Genomic DNA, 18,603 nt, shown 5'->3' with positions numbered 1-18,603 from the left:
AATTTCCTGATGGTGTAGGCAGTTAGCAGGATTATGCTTTACGCTGTGCAGCGCGTGGCACCGGTTTTTCCTGTTTTTCAGCAACCTTGCCTGGCAGGTTGTTGGCAATCAGGGCGCGGTAACCAAAGGCACCGAGACTTGCGCCGACCAGTGGGCCAAAGATCGGAACAAGGAAATAAGGGATATCACGGGCGCCGGTGAAGGCAACATTACCCCAGCCAGCAACCCAGGCGAACAGTTTTGGTCCGAAATCACGTGCCGGGTTCAGTGCAAATCCGGTCAGTGGACCCATCGCACCACCGATAACGGCGATCAGCAGGCCAATCAGCAGCGGCGCCATTGGGCCACGCGGCAGGCCGTTGCCATCATCGGTCAGCGCCATAATCAGCCCCATCATCACCGCGGTGATCACTATCTCAACCAGGAAGGCCTGGCCGACGCCAATATGCGGGTTGGGATAGGTGGAGAAGATGCCCGCGAGGTCGAGGCTTTCAACGCTGCCGCGTACCATCTGATGCGTCTGTTCGTAGTCGAGGAATAAATTGTAGTAAAGACCGTAAACCAGTGCAGCAGAGCAAAACGCTCCGGCGACCTGCGCAAGGGTGTAGGGAATGACTTTACGGCCTTCGAAATTGGCGAATAACCACAGTGCGACGGTGACGGCAGGGTTGAGGTGCGCCCCGGAGATACCGGCGCTAAGGTAGACCGCCATTGAAACGGCAATACCCCAGATGATGCTGATTTCCCACTGGCCAAAACTGGCACCGGCGAGTTTCATAGCTGCGACACAGCCAGCACCAAAGAAGATGATCGTAGCAGTACCAAGGAACTCGGCGATGCACTGCCCTTTAAGTGTGCTTGTATGACTCATGATGAAATTCCTGAAGGCGAGGTTAAATGTTTACCATCTTAGTTTTGCTTCATCCGTGAACCACCCAAATCTTATGTAGGGCTGTTGTGAATTTATCGTTAACGAGCATAAACGAGAAATAGCGAAATCAAAAATTGTGTAGCGCGTCATAAAAATGAGCGTTTTCGCGTCTTTTTCCTTTCCAGAAACACCAGGATGCGCGTTTGATCGCGCGTGAAATGCGCAAATAATTAACCCTGACCTTACATTTTCCCCGGTGAGTTGTTGCATAAACCAGGTCTAGACCGAAAATTGTTACAGACTGCGCCCCGTGCGGGTTCGCTGCTGGACTTGGGGTGCCGCTCTACTTACAATCGGGGCATCGTTGTTATCCGCGGAATGCCGGTTCATTCCTCACCCCTGCGGCTAGCATCATCAACGCCCTGCGAATAGGAGAGGTTAAGAAATGTCATTTGAAGTGTTTGAGAAACTGGAAGCGAAAGTGCAGCAGGCGATTGATACCATCACGCTGTTGCAGATGGAAATCGAAGAGCTGAAAGAGCAGAACGGTAATCTGAACCAGCAGGTTCAGCAGGCGTCGGGTAATACTGATGCGCTGGTGCGCGAAAACCAGCACCTGAAGGAAGAGCAGCATGTGTGGCAGGAACGTCTGCGTGCACTGCTGGGAAAAATGGAAGAGGTGTAATGCTGCTCCCTCGTTAAAACAGAGAGCTGTAGAGAGAAACGGGTGCCGCAGGCACCCGTTTTCGCTTATTCGATATCGAGCGGGTCTTCCGAGAGGATCATACCGGTATTATCAGCGTACAGATGGTCACCGGAGAAGAAGGTGACGCCGCCGAAGTTAACCCGCACGTCGCTTTCACCAATGCCTTCACCCGCGGCACCCGCCGGGATCGCCGCAATCGCCTGAATGCCGATATCCAGCTCTTCCAGGTCGTCGACCTGGCGCACCGAGCCGTACACCACGATGCCTTCCCACTCGTTTTCCACTGCCAGCCTTGCAAGAGCAGCATCAACCAGCGCCCGGCGAACCGAGCCGCCGCCATCAACCAGCAGAATGCGGCCACGACCGTTTTCCTCCAGCAAATCATAGAGCAGACCGTTGTCCTCGAAACATTTTACCGTGATGATTTGCCCGCCAAACGAGGTGCGCCCACCAAAGTTTGAGAAGAGCGGTTCAACGACATTCACGTCCTCGTGATAGATGTCGCACAGTTCTGAAGTATCGTATTTCATAGGGTTTTCGTCTGTTTGCTACAGGGGGGGTAAGTATATCGCTTAAACCCGGCTGTTGGCAAAATCATCAATTGTTAAAAATTGCGATGGGTCAAGCACATCGCAATTAGCTGAGCAGCAATCCAACGGCAAACAGCACGTTCACCAGCAGGGCCATTTTCACCGTTTTTTCCAGCATCGGGCGCATCGCTGCGGGGCTGGTTTCGCGCAGCACCCTGCTGCCCTGCTGCCACAACAGCGGGACGCTCAGCAGGAACAGCCAGCCGGCGGGATGGGGGTTATACCGCAGCGTGAAGCATGCCAGGCAAAGTGAGGCTGCGGCGAGCAGTAGCCGGTGGTAGTGCCGCGCCCGCAGCGGGCCCAGGCGCACGGCCAGGGTGAATTTACCGTTCAGCCGGTCGCTGTCAATATCGCGCAGGTTGTTGATATTCAGCACTGCGGTCGCCAGCAGCCCGCAGGCGCTGGCAGGCAGCAGCGGCAGCGTGCTGAGCTGGTGGGTTTGCAGATACCAGCTACCGATCACCCCCAGCCAGCCAAAAAATATCATCACGGAGAGATCGCCAAGGCCCAGGTAGCCATAAGGCTTGCGCCCGACGGTATAGGCGATCGCCGCGACGATCGCCAGCGCGCCCAGGGCAAGGAAGCCCAGCATATCGCTGAGCGAGCGGCAGGCGCGTGACAGCAGTACGATGCCGCTCGCCATCGTCAGCAGCACGGTGAAGACCAGCGCAATACGCATCTGATAGCGGCTGATGGCCCCTTTCTGCATCCCGCGCAGCGGCCCGATGCGATCGGCACTGTCACTGCCTTTCCCGGTATCCCCGTAATCATTGGCGAGATTAGAGAGGATCTGCAGCAGTACGGTGGTCAGCAGCGCCAGCAGCGCGGTGGTGAGGTCGAAGTGCCCCTGCCACCACGCCAGCGCACTGCCAGTAATAATGGAGGCGCAGGCCAGCGGCAGCGTGCGCAGGCGCAAACTCTCCAGCCAGGCCTGTGGCTGACTGATTAAGGGGGCCAGTTGGCTGTTTTCCATAGGGGTTGCGCCTCCGATCCGCGACAGGTCGAGTCCGGCGAATGCCAGAGCGGGTTCAGCGGGCAGTTTACGCGCGACGGCGCCGGGAAGTGTTAATCCAGGTCAAGGTGCAGGCAGGATAAAAAAATCCCGGCAGGTGCCGGGATGAGGGGAGCAGGGATTACAGGATAAAGCGGCTGAGGTCTTCGTCGGCCACCAGTTCATCCAGGTGCTTGCTGACGTACTCGGCATCGATAGTGAACGACTGCCCGGTCAGGTCGCTGGCGTCATAGGAGATCTCCTCCATCAGACGCTCCAGCACGGTGTGCAGGCGGCGCGCACCGATGTTCTCAGCGGTTTCATTAACCTGCCACGCGGCGGCGGCGATTTTGCTGATGCCGTCTTCGGTGAAGTTAATCTCTACGCCTTCGGTATTCATCAGCGCTTTATACTGCACGGTGATTGAGGCGCTTGGCTCGGTGAGGATACGCTCGAAATCGTGCGTGGTCAGCGCCTGCAGCTCAACGCGGATTGGCAGACGGCCCTGCAGCTCAGGGATCAGGTCAGACGGGCTGGCCACCTGGAATGCGCCGGAGGCGATAAACAGAATATGGTCAGTTTTCACCATGCCGTGCTTGGTCGATACGGTACAGCCTTCTACCAGCGGCAGCAGGTCGCGCTGTACGCCTTCGCGAGAGACGTCCGGGCCGGAGGATTCGCCGCGCTTACAGACTTTATCAATCTCATCAATAAACACGATACCGTGCTGCTCGACCGCATCGATGGCTTCCTGCTTCAGCTCTTCCGGGTTGACCAGCTTCGCCGCTTCTTCTTCAATCAGCAGCTTCATCGCCTCTTTGATTTTCAGCTTGCGCGGTTTCTGCTTCTGGCCGCCGAGGTTCTGGAACATCGACTGCAGCTGGCTGGTCATCTCCTCCATACCGGGAGGCGCCATGATCTCCACGCCATTGGCGGAGACGGCGGCCAGGTCGATTTCAATCTCTTTGTCATCCAGCTGGCCTTCGCGCAGCTTTTTGCGGAATGACTGGCGAGCAGCAGACGGTTCCGCCGACGTTTCGTTCTGGCCCCAGTTGTTTTTAGCCGGTGGGATCAGCACGTCAAGAATACGCTCTTCCGCCATCTCTTCGGCGCGGTAGCGATTTTTCTCAATAGCCTGAGAACGCACCATTTTCAGCGCAGAGTCAGTCAAATCGCGGATAATCGAATCCACTTCTTTACCGACATAGCCCACTTCAGTGAACTTGGTGGCTTCAACCTTGATGAACGGCGCGTTAGCCAGCTTCGCCAGGCGGCGGGCAATTTCGGTTTTACCGACGCCGGTCGGGCCGATCATCAGAATGTTTTTTGGGGTCACTTCATGACGCAGCTCTTCATCTAGCTGCATGCGGCGCCAGCGGTTACGCAGGGCGATAGCCACGGCACGCTTTGCGCCATCCTGGCCGATGATAAATCTGTTGAGTTCGCTGACAATCTCGCGCGGAGTCATAGCAGACATAAATTAGGATCCTTACGCTTTAGACGGTAGTGATTCGATGGTGAGATTGTGGTTGGTATAGATGCAGATATCACCTGCAATACCGAGCGCTTTTTCCACAATATCCTGCGCGCCGATGTCGGTGTTTTCCAGCAGCGCACGAGCTGCTGCCTGAGCGTAAGGACCGCCCGAACCGATGGCAATGAGGTCATTTTCTGGCTGGATAACGTCACCGTTGCCGGTAATGATCAGCGAGGCGTTTTCGTCGGCCACGGCCAGCAGCGCTTCGAGCTTGCGCAGCATACGGTCGGTGCGCCAGTCTTTTGCCAGCTCAACGGCTGCTTTCACCAGGTGGCCCTGGTGCATTTCCAGTTTGCGTTCAAAAAGTTCAAACAGGGTGAAGGCATCTGCGGTACCGCCGGCAAAACCGGCAATGACTTTGTCATTGTAGAGACGACGCACTTTTTTGACGTTGCCTTTCATTACGGTATTGCCGAGGGTAGCCTGGCCATCACCGCCAATTACTACCTGGCCGTTGCGTCGTACACTTACTATTGTTGTCACGGGCAGACCCCTTGTTGCAGTCGGAAGATGACCCCGCACGCTTTGTGCGGGGCACTGATGCAATCAGATATGGGGCGAGATTAGAGGGTTTCAACCCCCCACAGAGAGAGGAATACAATTTGAGTGGCCGGAACCGCGCAGGCGTTTCAGGGTACTGTCGGCTCCGCTGCGGTTGTTATACGGACCAATCACCACGCGATTCCAGCCGCCGCCGGTAGTGATGCGGCTTTCAAAACCTTCGAAGGCCAGCTGGGCGCGGATGGATTCCGCCTGGTCGGTCCCTTTGAACGATCCACACTGCACCATCCAGCGCTGACCGTTGGTTTTTTCGGCCTCTTTAGGCTTAGTTTCCACTTTCGGCGCGGCGGCGGCAGTTTCCTGCTTCGGCTGCTGGCGCACCGGCTCACGCGTGACCGGCGTAATGGGTGCCGGGCGCGGCGTGGCGGGCTGCTGAGCCTGCTGCGGCTGAGTGCGAACCGGCTGCTGAGTTTGCTGCTGTGGCATGCGCGACTGCTGCTGCAGCTGGGTTTGCTGCTGCTGGCGCTGTAGCGTCTGCTGGCGCTGCGCCGGGGTTTGCTCATTCCACGGCACTTCGTTGAGCTGGGTCGGCTGCTGGCGCATATCGGCCTGCATCTGGTCCAGCAGCTGGCGCTGTTCGTCGGTTAACTGCGTTTGCGAGTGCGCTTCGCCGCCGGAGGTTGGCTCGGTCGGCGTCGGGACACCGAGCTGACGATTTTCCAGCTCTTTGATATAGCGCCAGCGCTCTTCCGGCTTCGGCGGCAGGCCGTTGCCGGTGGCTTTATGATCGGGGATCACCGGCACATCTTCTTTTTTATGATGTGCAATAAACCACAGCCCACCAATAAAGGTGACCAGAACGGCAACTGCCAGCACTACCATGATTTTTGATACACCGGATCCACTGCTGCGCTTCTTGCTGCGACTGTTGGTCTTTTTGCGACGCGTCCCTGTCGAACGCCCGCGGCCTACATAATCTTTTTGTGCCACTATCGTTCCGCTAATAATCAATGAAGGTAAGGCCGGGCAGAAAGCAGGGGGGTCGGGCGCCCGGTTATAGCCCGCCATGTTACTCAAGGGTCGGAAGTTTGACCAGCAGCGATATGTCTAAGAATATGCTGATTCTACTCCCGCCGCACCAGGGTTACTCCTCATCGCGCAGTGAGGGTGCGGTGCTGCCGCGAATTTTCAGCTCAAAATCCAGCAGGCGCGAGCCATTGCTCACCATTCTGCCCTGTAACTGTTCCAGCAACAGTAGCATTGCTTCGCGACCAATGTTGAAGCGTGGCTGCGCGACGGTAGTGAGCTGCGGGTCGCTGTAGCGCGACAGTTCGATATCATCAAAGCCAATCAGAGAAATATCCTGCGGCACGCGCAGGCCCATCGTTTTCGCCTGCGCCATGGCGCCAAGCGCAATAATATCGCTGTGGCAGAACAGCGCGTCGGGCGGTTTCGGCAGGCTCATCAGATGTTTCATCGCCTGTGAACCCGCGTCGAAACTGAATTCACCGCGCACGATATATTGCGGATCGACCGGGATGCCGTGACGGCGCAGCGCCTGGATGTAGCCCTGCAGGCGATACTGGCAGAGCGGCATATCATCCGGCCCGGCTATGCAGGCGATACGGCGATGGCCAAGTTTTTGCAGATGGTTGACGGCTTCAAAGGCGGCGGTAAGGTTGTCGATATGTACCGTTGGCAGCTCCAGCTCCGGCGCGAACTCGTTGGCCATTACCATCGGCGGCAGGTTGCGCTGCTCCTCGACGCCCGTTTCAAACGGCACGTTGGAACCGAGCAGCACCATGCCGTCAATCTGCCGGGTCAGCATCAGGTTAAGGAAGGATTTTTCCTGCTGATTCTGGTGTGCGCAGTCGCCAATCAGCACCAGATAGCCTTCGGAAGCCGCCACGACTTCGATGCCGCGAATGATTTCACTAAAGAACGGGTCGCAGATGTCCGGTACGATCACCAGTACAGTACGTGACTCGCTACGTCGCGAACTGCGCGTCATTGAGTGGGGGGAGTAACCCACGGCGATCACTGCCTGTTCTACTTTATAACGCGTCGCCGCAGAGACCTTTTCCGGATTCATCAGCGTGCGGGAGACGGTTGCCGTCGATACGCCTGCGTGTTCAGCCACGTCCTTCATGGTCGCCGCTGTTGTCTCTTGATTGTGCCCCAACGCTTTTCTCCTCACGCCAGCCTGAGCTGACCTGACCAACTGATGACGATTTTTTATGGCAATAATGACGTTTACCGCGAGCCGAGCGGATAACTCCGCATTCTTAACAGATCTAACGACGTGCTGTTACTTAATTTGCATAAAAATTGTGACTTGTGCGACTTTTTTCGATCTGCCGCATAACTTTGCCACGCAACCGGTTACGTTCTCAGCTTTCGCTTGGGTCGATATCCAGCGTCCATTTGACTTTGCGCGCTTGCGGCAGGGTGTTAATCAGCGGCAGGCTGGATTTGATTAGCCGCTGCAATACGGCGCGGGAAGGGTGTTGTAACAGCAGCTGCCAGCGGTAGCGACCGCTGCGTTTTGCCTGCAGTGCCGGCACCGGGCCCATGACCCAGAACGATTCATCATTCAGCGGGCTGGCTTCCAGCAGGTTACGCAGCTGCTGGAGGAACAGGCTGGCCTGCTGATTATCGTGGTCTTCAGCACGGAACAGCGCATGGCTGGTAAAGGGTGGCAGGAACACGCTGCTGCGCTCGCTCAGCGCCTGATGGGCAAAGGCATCGTAGCCCTGATGCAGCAGGGTTTGCAGCAGCGGGTGCTCAGGGTGGTGGGTCTGCAACAGCACCTCCCCCTGCTTGCCTGCGCGCCCGGCACGGCCAGCGACCTGCACGTAAAGCTGGGCGAAGCGCTCCGCCGAGCGGAAATCGGCGGAAAACAGCGCGCCGTCGACGTCAAGCAGCGACACCAGCGTGACGTCCGGGAAGTGGTGGCCTTTCGCCAGCATCTGGGTGCCGACCAGAATACGCGCACCGCCGCGGTGCACCTCCGCCAGCTGCTGCTCCAGCGCACCTTTACGACTAGTGGTGTCGCGGTCGATACGCGTCAGCGGCACGTCGGGGAACAGCGCCCCGATATTATGCTCCAGCTGTTCCGTGCCTAATCCGACCGGCACCAGATGGGTGGAGCCGCACTGTGGGCACTGATGCGGCACCGGGCGCTGGCTGTCGCAGTGGTGGCAGCGCAGCTGGCGCTGATGCTGGTGAAGAGTGTAATAGCGATCGCAGCGCTGGCATTCGGCTATCCAGCCGCACTCGTGGCACAGCAGGGTGGGGGAAAAGCCGCGCCGGTTGAGAAACAGCAGCACCTGATTATCCGCTTTCAGATGCTGGCCGATTTTTTTGATCAGCATCGGTGACAGCCCACCCTGCAGCTTCACGCCCTTCAGGTCGACCAGTAGCTGAGTGGCTTTGGTGGCGTTCCCGGCGCGCTTGCTGAGGCTAAGCTGGCGATATTTCCCCAGCTGAACGTTATGCAGGGTTTCCAGTGCCGGGGTGGCGGAACCCATCACAATCGGAATATTTTCCTGACGCGCGCGAAATACCGCCAGGTCACGGGCATGGTAGCGCCAGCCCTCCTGCTGCTTATAGGAGCTGTCGTGCTCCTCATCAATAATGATTGCGCCGAGGCGGGCAAACGGCGTGAACAGCGATGAGCGGGTGCCGATGACGATCGCTGTCTCGCCGCTGCGCGCACGCAGCCAGACGGCCAGGCGCTCGCTGTCATTTAAGCCGGAGTGCAGCACGTCAACCGGGGCATTAAAGCGCTCGCGAAAGCGGGCAATAGTCTGGGGCGTCAGGCCGATTTCCGGCACCATCACCAGCGCCTGGCGGCCGCTGGCCAGAATATTTTCCAGCATGCTGAGGTAGACTTCGGTTTTGCCGGAGCCGGTGATTCCTGCCAGCAGCCACGCGGAGAAGCAGTCGTCGGCGCTGCGAATCGCCCCGACCGCCGTGGCCTGCTCGGTATTCAGGCGCAGGCGCTCGCCATTGACGGCATAGCCGGTGCGCCAGTCCTCGCGGGCACGCTGCTGCGGACGCAGTTCACACAGCCCTTTGGCACGCAGCGCCTGTAGCGTCGCTTCGGTGATGTCGTGCTGGCTGACTTCGTGACGATACAGCGGGCGGTTGCGCAGGGCGGCCAGTGCCTGCTGCTGCTTTGGCGCGCGCTTCAGGCTTTCCGGCGCGGTGGCCTTGCCTTCTTCGGTCATCACCCACTGCCACAGCGGCGCTTCTTCCGCCGCTTTACCCTGGCGCAGCAGCACCGGCATGGCGTGGAACAGCACCTCTCCCAGCGGAAAGTGATAGTAGTCGGCCGCCCACAGCAGGATGCGCCACAGCGAAGCCGGGTAGAGCGATTCGCTGTCCAGCACCTCTATGACGTTCTTCATCTGGTCGAGCGGGAAGTCGCTCTGTTCGACAATCGCCACCACCACGCCGGTTGCTTTACGCTTGCCGAACGGCACAGTCACTCGCCCACCCACCACGGCGTGGCTGATAAGGTGAGGTGGCAACAGATAGTCAAAGTTGCGGGCAAGCGGAACGGGTAGCGCGACCTGAACAACGGGCATGAATTCATCCGGGTGAAAAATTAAGCCAGTTAGTGTACACTGAGTCTTCCTCAATGTGCGGATCCGATTGCGGTGTGTGGTTAATTTCTGTATAGTTCGCCGCCGTTGGTACGGCATTTTGGTATCAACTTCACTTGAAACATTAATCTTCGTGTGGTGCCGGTGCAGGAGTTATCCTGGCGCGGGAGAGCGACACGGCCTTAACTGAGGTTTTCCCATGAAAAAAGGTATTCACCCTAATTACGCTGAAGTTACTGCTAAATGTTCTTGCGGTAACGAAATCAAAACCCGCTCTACCGTGGGTCACGACCTGAACCTGGACGTGTGTGGTAACTGCCACCCGTTCTACACTGGCAAGCAGCGTGATGTTGCTACCGGTGGTCGTGTTGACCGCTTCAACAAGCGTTTCAGCATCCCAGGCGCTAAATAAGCACCCGGTAAGATGTAAGAAAAAACCCAGCTTCGGCTGGGTTTTTTTGTGCCTGACGATCGGGCCGCGCTGACGTGTTTCAACTCAAGGCAGCCCGCTTTTTGATTAACTTGCAGGCGCTTAGTATTCCCAGGTATCGGGATCGACGCCCATTTCCCGCATGATGGCTTTCGCTTCTTCGGGAATTTCGTCGCTGCGCTCTTTCCGCAGGTCGACATCATCCGGCAGTGGCTGTCCGGTAAACGCATGCAGAAACGCCTCGCACAGCAGTTCGCTGTTGGTGGCGTGACGCAAGTTATTAACCTGACGGCGCGTGCGCTCATCGGTCAAAATCTTCAGAACCTTCAGCGGGATGGATACCGTGATTTTTTTGACCTGCTCGCTCTTCTTACCGTGTTCAGCGTAAGGGCTGATATATTCGCCGTTCCACTCAGCCATGGGCTACCTTAATCAATTAAATTGGAAATGCCGAAATTCGGCTAATTATGCCCGAAGTTTGTCGCCATCACATAGAGATGGCACAACTTTCTCTGGGGGATATCGACATAATTCTAACGGTTATTGCCGCATTGCTCAATCTATACGCAAAGACATTTAGATGTCCAGATGTATTGACGTCTATACCCACCCGCTTTACTCTATAGCACTTCTCTTATTATCCAGCAGGAACTTGTGCACCATGACGCGTAAACAGGCAACCATCGCAGTACGCAGCGGTTTGAATGATGACGAGCAATATGGCTGCGTTGTCCCCCCAATCCACCTTTCCAGCACCTATAACTTTACCGATTTCAACGAGCCGCGTGCGCATGACTACTCGCGGCGCGGCAATCCGACCCGCGATGTGGTGCAGCGTGCGCTGGCGGAGCTGGAAGGCGGTGCCGGGGCGGTGATGACCAATACCGGGATGTCGGCGATCCACCTGGTGTGTACCGTGTTCCTGAAGCCGGGTGACCTGCTGGTGGCTCCGCACGACTGCTACGGCGGCAGCTATCGCCTGTTTGACAGCCTGAGCAAGCGCGGCGCGTACCGGGTGAAGTTTGTCGACCAGGGGGACGAAGCGGCGCTGCAGGCGGCACTGGATGAGAAGCCAAAGCTGGTGCTGATTGAAAGCCCAAGCAACCCGCTGCTGCGCGTGGTGGATATTGCCGCTATCTGTCAGGCTGCCTCTGCGGCGGGCGCGGTGAGTGTCGTGGATAACACCTTCCTCAGCCCGGCGTTGCAGAGCCCGCTGGCGCTGGGTGCGGATCTGGTGATCCACTCCTGTACCAAATACCTTAACGGCCACTCGGATGTGGTGGCTGGTGCGGTCATTGCGAAAGATCCGCAGCACGTGACCGAACTCGCCTGGTGGGCCAACAATATTGGCGTCACCGGAGCAGCTTTTGACAGCTATCTGCTGCTGCGCGGTCTGCGTACTCTGGCACCGCGCATGGCAGCCGCACAGCGTAACGCGCTGGCGATTGTTGATTATCTGAAGCAACAACCGCTGGTGAAAAAGTTGTATCATCCGTCACTGCCGGAAAATGCAGGCCATCAGTTTGCGGTACGTCAGCAAAAAGGTTTCGGCGCGATGTTAAGTTTTGAGTTTGACGGTGACGAAGCCACGCTGCGTCGTTTCCTGAAAGCGCTGGAATTATTTACCCTGGCGGAATCGCTGGGCGGCGTGGAAAGCTTGATTTCCCACACGGCAACCATGACCCATGCGGGCATGTCGGCAGAGGCGCGTGCGGCGGCAGGCATTTCCGAAACGCTGCTGCGTATCTCGGTGGGAATTGAAGATCACGAAGATTTAATCGCCGATCTGGATAATGCATTCCAGGTAGCGACCAAGAGGTAAGCATGAGTTATTCAGCAGTGGCAGGGGCGTTGGGGACACGGCAGTTGCATAAATTTGGTGGCAGTAGTCTGGCCGATGCCAAATGCTACCAGCGCGTTGCCGGGATTATGGCGGAGTACAGCCAGCCGGGCGACCTGATGGTGGTCTCGGCAGCGGGCAGCACCACTAACCAGCTGATCAGCTGGCTGAAGCTTAGCCAGAGCGACCGGTTATCTGCGCATCAGGTGCAGCAGGCGCTGCGTCGCTATCAGAGCGAACTGATTAGCAGCCTGCTGCCGCCCGAGACGGCTGCCCCGATGATTGCTGAATTTATTCATGACCTGGAAAAACTGGCCGCGCTGCTGGACGGTCTCATCACCGAGGCGGTTTATGCTGAAGTGGTGGGGCACGGTGAGATCTGGTCGGCGCGCCTGATGGCTGCCGTCCTTGCCCGGCGTGATATCGACGCCAGCTGGCTGGATGCACGCCAGTTCCTGCGCGCTGAACGTGGCGCACAGCCGCAGGTGGATGAAGAGAAATCCGCCCCGCTGCTGCAACAGCTGATGGCGCCACGCGCAGCGCAGCGCCTGGTCGTTACCGGATTTATCTGCGCCAATGACGCCGGAGAAACGGTGCTGTTGGGGCGCAACGGCAGTGACTACTCCGCCACGCAGATCGGTGCGCTGGCGGGCGTGTCACGCGTCACCATCTGGAGCGATGTCGCCGGGGTTTACAGCGCGGACCCGCGCAAAGTGAAAGATGCCTGCCTGCTGCCGCTGCTGCGCCTGGATGAAGCCAGCGAGCTGGCGCGCCTTGCTGCCCCGGTGCTGCACACCCGCACGCTACAGCCGGTTTCCGGCAGCGATATCGACCTACAGCTGCGCTGCAGCTATACGCCAGACGAAGGCTCTACACGCATTGAACGCGTGCTGGCTTCCGGCACCGGCGCGCGTATTGTTACCAGCCACGATGATGTCTGCCTGATTGAGTTCCAGGTCCCGGCGCAGCATGATTTTGCCGCGATGCACAAAGAGATCGACCATTTGCTGAAGCGCGCGCAGATGCGCCCGCTGGCAACCGGCGTGCATCCGGACCGTAATCTGCTGCAGCTCTGCTACACCTCGGAAGTCGTAAACAGCGCGCTGACCCTGCTGGAGGATTCGGCGCTGCCGGGTCGTTTACAGCTGCGCGATGGCATGGCAATGGTGGCGATGGTCGGCGCAGGCGTCTGCCGTAACCCGCTGCACAGCCACCGTTTCTGGCAGCAGATGAAAGATCAGCCGGTGGAGTTTATCTGCCAGTCGCAGGAGGGCATCAGCCTGGTGGCGGTGCTGCGCGTGGGGCCAACCGAACATCTGACCCGTGGTCTGCACCAGACGCTGTTCCGCGCTGAGAAGCAGATTGGCCTGGTGCTGTTTGGCAAAGGCAATATCGGTTCACGCTGGCTTGAGCTGTTCGCGCGCGAGCAGAAGACCCTTTCTGCGCGCACCGGTTTTGAATATATCCTGGCCGGGGTGGTGGACAGCCGCCGCAGCCTGCTGAGCTATGACGGTCTGGATGCCAGCCGGGCGCTGGCGTTCTTCGAGGATGAAGCGGTTGAGCAGGATCAGGAGTCGCTGTTCCTGTGGATGCGCGAGCACCCGTTTGATGACCTGGTGGTGCTGGATGTGACCGCCAGCGAAACCCTTGCCGCCCAGTACCTCGATTTCGCCAGCTACGGTTTCCACGTGATTGGCGCGAACAAAGTGGCGGGGGCGGCAACCAGCGGCAGCTATCGCCAGATCCGTGATGCCTTCGCTAAAACCGGGCGTCACTGGCTGTATAACGCGACCGTCGGTGCCGGACTGCCGGTTAACCACACCGTGCGCGACCTGCGCGAAAGCGGCGACAGCATTCTGTCGATCAGCGGCGTCTTCTCCGGAACGCTCTCCTGGCTGTTTCTGCAGTTTGACGGCACCGTGCCGTTTACTGAGCTGGTGGATCAGGCTTGGCAGCAGGGGCTGACGGAACCCGATCCGCGCGTCGATCTCTCCGGCCAGGATGTGATGCGCAAGCTGGTGATCCTCGCGCGTGAAGCGGGCTATGACATCGAACCCGATCAGGTGCGCGTCGAGTCGCTGGTGCCTGCCAGCTATCAGTCCGGCTCGGTGGATGACTTCTTTGAAAATGCCGACGAGCTGAATGAGCAGATGGTGCAGCGCTTTGAAGCGGCGCAGGAGCTGGGACTGGTGCTGCGCCACGTGGCGCGTTTCGATGCCAACGGTAAAGCGCGTGTCGGCGTGGAAGCGGTGCGCCCCGATCATCCGCTGGCGGCGCTGCTGCCGTGCGACAACGTCTTCGCCATTGAGAGCCGCTGGTATCGCGATAATCCGCTGGTGATCCGCGGCCCGGGCGCCGGGCGCGATGTTACTGCCGGGGCAATCCAGTCTGACCTGAATCGGCTGGCACAGCTGCTGTAACCCCTCCCTGATTTGGGCCAGGCATGCCTGGCCCCTACACCCTCTCTGCATGCCTGGCCCCTGCACAATCTCTGTATGAATTTCCCTCACCTTTATGGCATATCTGTCAGCGCAGGTCGTGATTTTTCTGTTGACTGACCAGGCAAATTCCGTCATTTTGAATGTCTGGACGTCTAAACGGATAGACGTGTGACGGCGAAGAAATAAGCCAAAGCGATCGATGAGGTAAGCGGGTATGAGTTTTTTCCATGCAAATCAGCGCGAAGCACTGAATCAGAGTCTGGCCGAGATTAACGGGCAGATTAATGTCTCATTCGAGTTCTTTCCGCCGCGCACCAGTGAAATGGAAGAGACCCTGTGGAGCTCTATCGATCGCCTCAGCAGCCTGAAGCCGAAATTCGTTTCGGTGACTTATGGGGCCAATTCCGGCGAGCGCGACCGTACGCACAGCATCATTAAAGGCATTAAGGACCGCACCGGTCTGGAAGCCGCTCCGCACCTGACCTGCATCGATGCCAGCCGCGATGAGCTGCGCAATATTGCTCAGGATTACTGGAACAATGGGATTCGCCATATCGTCGCGCTGCGCGGTGACCTGCCGCCTGGCGCTGGCAAGCCCGAAATGTACGGGGCGGATCTGGTTGCGCTGCTGAAAGAGGTGGGTGATTTCGATATTTCCGTGGCGGCTTACCCGGAGGTGCATCCGGAGGCGAAAAGCGCCCAGGCGGATCTGATTAACCTCAAGCGTAAAATCGATGCGGGCGCCAACCGTGCCATCACCCAGTTCTTCTTCGATGTGGAGAGCTATCTGCGCTTTCGCGACCGCTGCGTGTCGACCGGCATTGATGTCGAGATCGTGCCTGGCATCCTGCCGGTATCGAACTTCAGGCAGCTGCAGCGTTTCGCCGCCATGACCAACGTGCGCGTACCGGGCTGGATGACCAGCATGTTTGAAGGTCTGGATAACGACCCGGAAACCCGCAAAATGGTCGGTGCCAACGTGGCGATGGATATGGTGAAGATCCTCAGCCGCGAGGGCGTGAAGGACTTCCATTTCTATACCCTGAACCGCGCCGAACTGAGCTACGCCATCTGCCACACGCTGGGCGTGCGCCCGGAAACGGTGGTAAATGCCTGAGGTTTAAACGTTTCAGGGCGGACCGAAAAAGAAGGTCCGCCCCTACAAAACCCGTAGGGGCCGATCATTTTTTCCGATCGGCCCGTGCCGATGATTTCCACCGGCCACGATGACGATCATTTTTTCCGATCGGCCCGTTTTACCGGCTTAACCGGTATTGCGCATCCCCGCCGCCACCCCGGCGATAGTGACCATCAGCGCCTGCTCGACGCGGGCATCCGGCTCGCCGCCTTCTGCTTCCTGCTGGCGTGAACGGTGCAGCAGCTCTGCCTGCAGCACGTTCAGCGGGTCGGTATAGACGTTACGCAGCGCAATCGACTCGGCAATCCACGGCTGGTCGGCCATCAGATGCGAGTCATTGGCGATGGTCAGCACCGCTTTAATATCGGAATCCAGCTGGTCGCGCAGCTGTTTACCCAGCGACCACAGGGATTTGTCGACCAGGCGCTGATCGTAATATTCCGCCAGCCACAGGTCAGCCTTCGAGAACACCATTTCCAGCATGCCGAGGCGAGTAGAGAAGAACGGCCAGTCGCGACACATGGCTTCCAGCGTTGCCTGGTGGCCATCTTCCATTGCTTTCTGCAGGCCGGCACCGGCACCCAGCCAGGCGGGCAGCATCAGGCGGTTCTGCGTCCAGGCGAAGATCCACGGGATAGCACGCAGCGACTCGACGCCGCCGGTCGGACGGCGCTTGGCAGGGCGTGAACCCAGCGGCAGCTTGGCCAGCTCCAGCTCCGGCGTTGCCGAGCGGAAGTACGGCACGAAGTCCGCATGCTCGCGCACGTAGCCGCGGTACATGTTGCAGGAGACATCGGACAGCTGGTCCATGATCTCGCGCCACTCTGCTTTTGGCTCCGGTGGCGGCAGCAGGTTGGCTTCGAGGATCGCCCCGGTGTAGAGCGACAGGCTGCTGATGGTCACTTCCGGCAGGCCGTACTTAAAGCGGATCATCTCGCCCTGCTCGGTGACGCGCAGGCCGCCCTTCAGGCTGCCCGGAGGCTGTGACAGCAGCGCGGCGTGTGCCGGTGCGCCGCCACGGCCGATAGAACCGCCGCGCCCGTGGAACAGCGTCAGCGTGATACCGGCCTTCTCGCAGGTTTTGATCAGCGCATCCTGAGCCTGATACTGCGCCCAGCTGGCTGCCATCACCCCGGCATCTTTCGCCGAGTCGGAATAGCCAATCATCACCATCTGTTTGCCCTGAATCAGGCCGCGATACCAGTCGATATTCAGCAGCTGGCTCATCACGTCGTTGGCGTTGTTCAGGTCATCGAGGGTTTCAAACAGCGGCGCTACCGGCATCGCGTAATTTATCCCGGACTCTTTCAGCAGCAGGTGAACCGCCAGCACGTCCGACGGCGTTTTCGCCATGGAGATCACGTAGGCCGCGATCGAGCCTTTTGGCACTTCTGCCGCCACGCGGCAGGTTTCCAGCACCTCTTTGGTGTCGGCGCTTGGCTCCCACTGGCGCGGCAGCAGCGGACGTTTAGAGCTTAGCTCGCGGATCAGGAAGGCCTGTTTGTCGGCTTCTGACCAGCTCTCATAATCACCAAGGCCAAGGTAGCGGGTAATTTCGGCAATGGCTTCGGTGTGGCGGGTGCTCTCCTGACGGATATCGATACGCACCAGCGGTACGCCGAAGCACTTCACGCGGCGCAGGGTATCGAGCAGCTGGCCGTTGGCGATAATGCCCATGCCACAGGCTTGCAGTGACTGATAGCAGGTATAGAGCGGGTCCCACAGCTGGTCGTTGGAGATCAGCAGGTTGGCCGGGCGCGGCAGGCGCTCGCCCTTCAGACGGCGCTCCAGATAGGCCTGGGTGCTCATCAGCTGGCCGCGCAGGTTTTTCATGATCTCGCGGTACGGCTCCAGTGCTTCCGGGTTGCCGCACAGCTCGCGCACTTCTGGCGTACATTCCGACATCGACAGCTCAGAGACCAGCACGGCGATATCACGCAGGAACAGATCGGTGGCTTTCCAGCGGCTGAGCTGCAGCACATGGCGGGTAATGTCGGCGGTGACGTTCGGGTTGCCGTCGCGGTCGCCGCCCATCCACGAGGTGAACTGCACCGGGACAAAATCGACCGGCAGCTGATAGCCAAAGGACTCTTCAACCTGCTCGTTCAGCTCGCGCAGGAAGTTAGGCACCCCTTCCCACAGGCTGTTTTCAACCACAGCAAAGCCCCATTTGGCTTCATCAATCGGGGAAGGGCGGTATTTGCGAATTTCATCGGTGTGCCAGGCCTGGGCGACCAGCTGGCGCAGGCGGCGCATGATCTGCCCACGGTCATAGTCAGACAGGTCGTTGTGATCCAACTGTTTGAGGCAGCTGTTCACTTCCACCAGTTTGTGGATCAGGGTACGGCGGGTAATTTCAGTCGGGTGCGCGGTAAGAACAAGTTCCAGCGACAGGGATTCAATGGCCTCACGAACGGCGGCTTCGGTCAGGTCCGGCTGCTGCTTCAGGCGTTCAAAGGTCTTCGCCAGCAGCTCTGTCTGATTCGGGCCTTCGCCCTTTGGTGAAATGGTGTGGTACTGCTCGGCCACGTTGGTCAGATTGAGGAACTGACTGAACGCGCGGGCGACCGGCAGCAGTTCATCGTTGGACAAATTTTGCAGCGTGGTCAGCAGTTCCTGACGGTGGGCATCATTTCCCGCACGTGATGACTTGGAGAGCTTACGGATTGTTTCAACCCGATCGAGAATGTTCTCTCCCAGAGCATCCTTAATTGTATCCCCGAGCAGTTTGCCGAGCATACTGACATTACTTCGCATTGCGGAATATTGTTCGTTCATATGACCCCTGACACCCTTCTTGTATTTGTTACTTTATTTCACCCTTATGGGCATAACGCAGCCTTTTATCTAGCCACGTTAAGAACCATTCGTCAATTGACTTAAATCTGCCCCATTGTGGTGCTAACTTGCGGGAATTTATGAAATTTAATGGCGACGGAGTGAGATAA

At 58.3% G+C, this 18,603-nt stretch carries 15 protein-coding genes; 5 read left to right on the top strand and 10 right to left on the bottom strand.

Features of this window, described 5'->3' with window-relative positions:
• Positions 1-31: 31 nt before the first annotated feature.
• Complete coding sequence (locus tag ID864_RS20735) at positions 32-871, bottom strand: MIP/aquaporin family protein (RefSeq protein WP_191150302.1); 840 nt, start codon at positions 869-871, stop codon at positions 32-34.
• A gap of 445 nt (positions 872-1,316) precedes the next feature.
• Between ID864_RS20735 and zapB the strand changes: the two genes are divergently transcribed.
• Positions 1,317-1,556: a cell division protein ZapB gene (gene zapB / locus ID864_RS20730; RefSeq protein ID WP_048914277.1), complete on the top strand. Its 240-nt coding sequence runs from the start codon at positions 1,317-1,319 to the stop codon at positions 1,554-1,556.
• A gap of 65 nt (positions 1,557-1,621) precedes the next feature.
• Here zapB and rraA read toward each other — a convergent pair whose 3' ends face one another.
• The 7 genes from rraA to priA form a co-directional block, all read right to left on the bottom strand.
• Positions 1,622-2,107 carry a ribonuclease E activity regulator RraA gene (gene rraA, locus ID864_RS20725; protein ID WP_048914278.1) on the bottom strand — a complete coding sequence of 162 codons (486 nt, stop codon included), beginning with the start codon at positions 2,105-2,107 and terminating at the stop codon, positions 1,622-1,624.
• Positions 2,108-2,213: 106 nt separating this feature from the next.
• Positions 2,214-3,140, bottom strand: a complete 927-nt coding sequence (locus ID864_RS20720; RefSeq protein ID WP_099753993.1) for a 1,4-dihydroxy-2-naphthoate polyprenyltransferase — start codon at positions 3,138-3,140, stop codon at positions 2,214-2,216.
• A gap of 160 nt (positions 3,141-3,300) precedes the next feature.
• Positions 3,301-4,635 (bottom strand): HslU--HslV peptidase ATPase subunit, encoded by a 1,335-nt coding sequence (gene hslU / locus ID864_RS20715; protein WP_048914280.1) that lies wholly within the window; start codon positions 4,633-4,635, stop codon positions 3,301-3,303.
• A 12-nt stretch (positions 4,636-4,647) separates the two neighbouring features.
• Positions 4,648-5,178, bottom strand: a complete 531-nt coding sequence (gene hslV, locus ID864_RS20710; protein ID WP_048914281.1) for an ATP-dependent protease subunit HslV — start codon at positions 5,176-5,178, stop codon at positions 4,648-4,650.
• Between the two features lie 90 nt (positions 5,179-5,268).
• Positions 5,269-6,186 (bottom strand): cell division protein FtsN, encoded by a 918-nt coding sequence (ftsN, locus tag ID864_RS20705; RefSeq protein ID WP_133622284.1) that lies wholly within the window; start codon positions 6,184-6,186, stop codon positions 5,269-5,271.
• Between the two features lie 154 nt (positions 6,187-6,340).
• Complete coding sequence (gene cytR / locus ID864_RS20700) at positions 6,341-7,378, bottom strand: DNA-binding transcriptional regulator CytR (protein WP_191150301.1); 1,038 nt, start codon at positions 7,376-7,378, stop codon at positions 6,341-6,343.
• A gap of 208 nt (positions 7,379-7,586) precedes the next feature.
• Complete coding sequence (gene priA / locus ID864_RS20695; protein WP_048914284.1) at positions 7,587-9,788, bottom strand: primosomal protein N'; 2,202 nt, start codon at positions 9,786-9,788, stop codon at positions 7,587-7,589.
• A 217-nt stretch (positions 9,789-10,005) separates the two neighbouring features.
• On the opposite strand from priA, the gene rpmE reads away from it, so the two are divergent.
• On the top strand, positions 10,006-10,218 hold the full coding sequence (gene rpmE / locus ID864_RS20690; protein WP_048914285.1) for a 50S ribosomal protein L31: 213 nt from the start codon (positions 10,006-10,008) through the stop codon (positions 10,216-10,218).
• A gap of 120 nt (positions 10,219-10,338) precedes the next feature.
• Here rpmE and metJ read toward each other — a convergent pair whose 3' ends face one another.
• Positions 10,339-10,656 carry a met regulon transcriptional regulator MetJ gene (gene metJ / locus ID864_RS20685; RefSeq protein ID WP_013200201.1) on the bottom strand — a complete coding sequence of 106 codons (318 nt, stop codon included), beginning with the start codon at positions 10,654-10,656 and terminating at the stop codon, positions 10,339-10,341.
• Between the two features lie 241 nt (positions 10,657-10,897).
• On the opposite strand from metJ, the gene metB reads away from it, so the two are divergent.
• The 3 genes from metB to metF all read left to right on the top strand — a co-directional run bounded on the left by metB (position 10,898) and on the right by metF (position 15,634).
• Positions 10,898-12,058, top strand: coding sequence for a cystathionine gamma-synthase (metB, locus tag ID864_RS20680; RefSeq protein ID WP_048914286.1), 1,161 nt, complete (start codon positions 10,898-10,900; stop codon positions 12,056-12,058).
• A 2-nt stretch (positions 12,059-12,060) separates the two neighbouring features.
• Positions 12,061-14,496 carry a bifunctional aspartate kinase/homoserine dehydrogenase II gene (locus tag ID864_RS20675; protein WP_191150300.1) on the top strand — a complete coding sequence of 812 codons (2,436 nt, stop codon included), beginning with the start codon at positions 12,061-12,063 and terminating at the stop codon, positions 14,494-14,496.
• A gap of 235 nt (positions 14,497-14,731) precedes the next feature.
• Positions 14,732-15,634, top strand: a complete 903-nt coding sequence (metF, locus tag ID864_RS20670) for a methylenetetrahydrofolate reductase (protein ID WP_048914288.1) — start codon at positions 14,732-14,734, stop codon at positions 15,632-15,634.
• Between the two features lie 147 nt (positions 15,635-15,781).
• Here the strand turns inward: metF and ppc are convergent, their stop codons facing one another.
• Entirely contained in the window at positions 15,782-18,433 is a 2,652-nt protein-coding gene (ppc, locus tag ID864_RS20665; protein ID WP_048914289.1) for a phosphoenolpyruvate carboxylase, read from the bottom strand.
• Positions 18,434-18,603 lie beyond the last annotated feature (170 nt).

Origin of the sequence: Erwinia aphidicola (genome assembly GCF_014773485.1) — a bacterium.
Lineage (GTDB): Bacteria > Pseudomonadota > Gammaproteobacteria > Enterobacterales > Enterobacteriaceae > Erwinia > Erwinia aphidicola.
The sequence above is the reverse complement of the archived record's forward strand: the minus strand, read 5'-3'. Positions and strand labels throughout refer to the sequence as shown.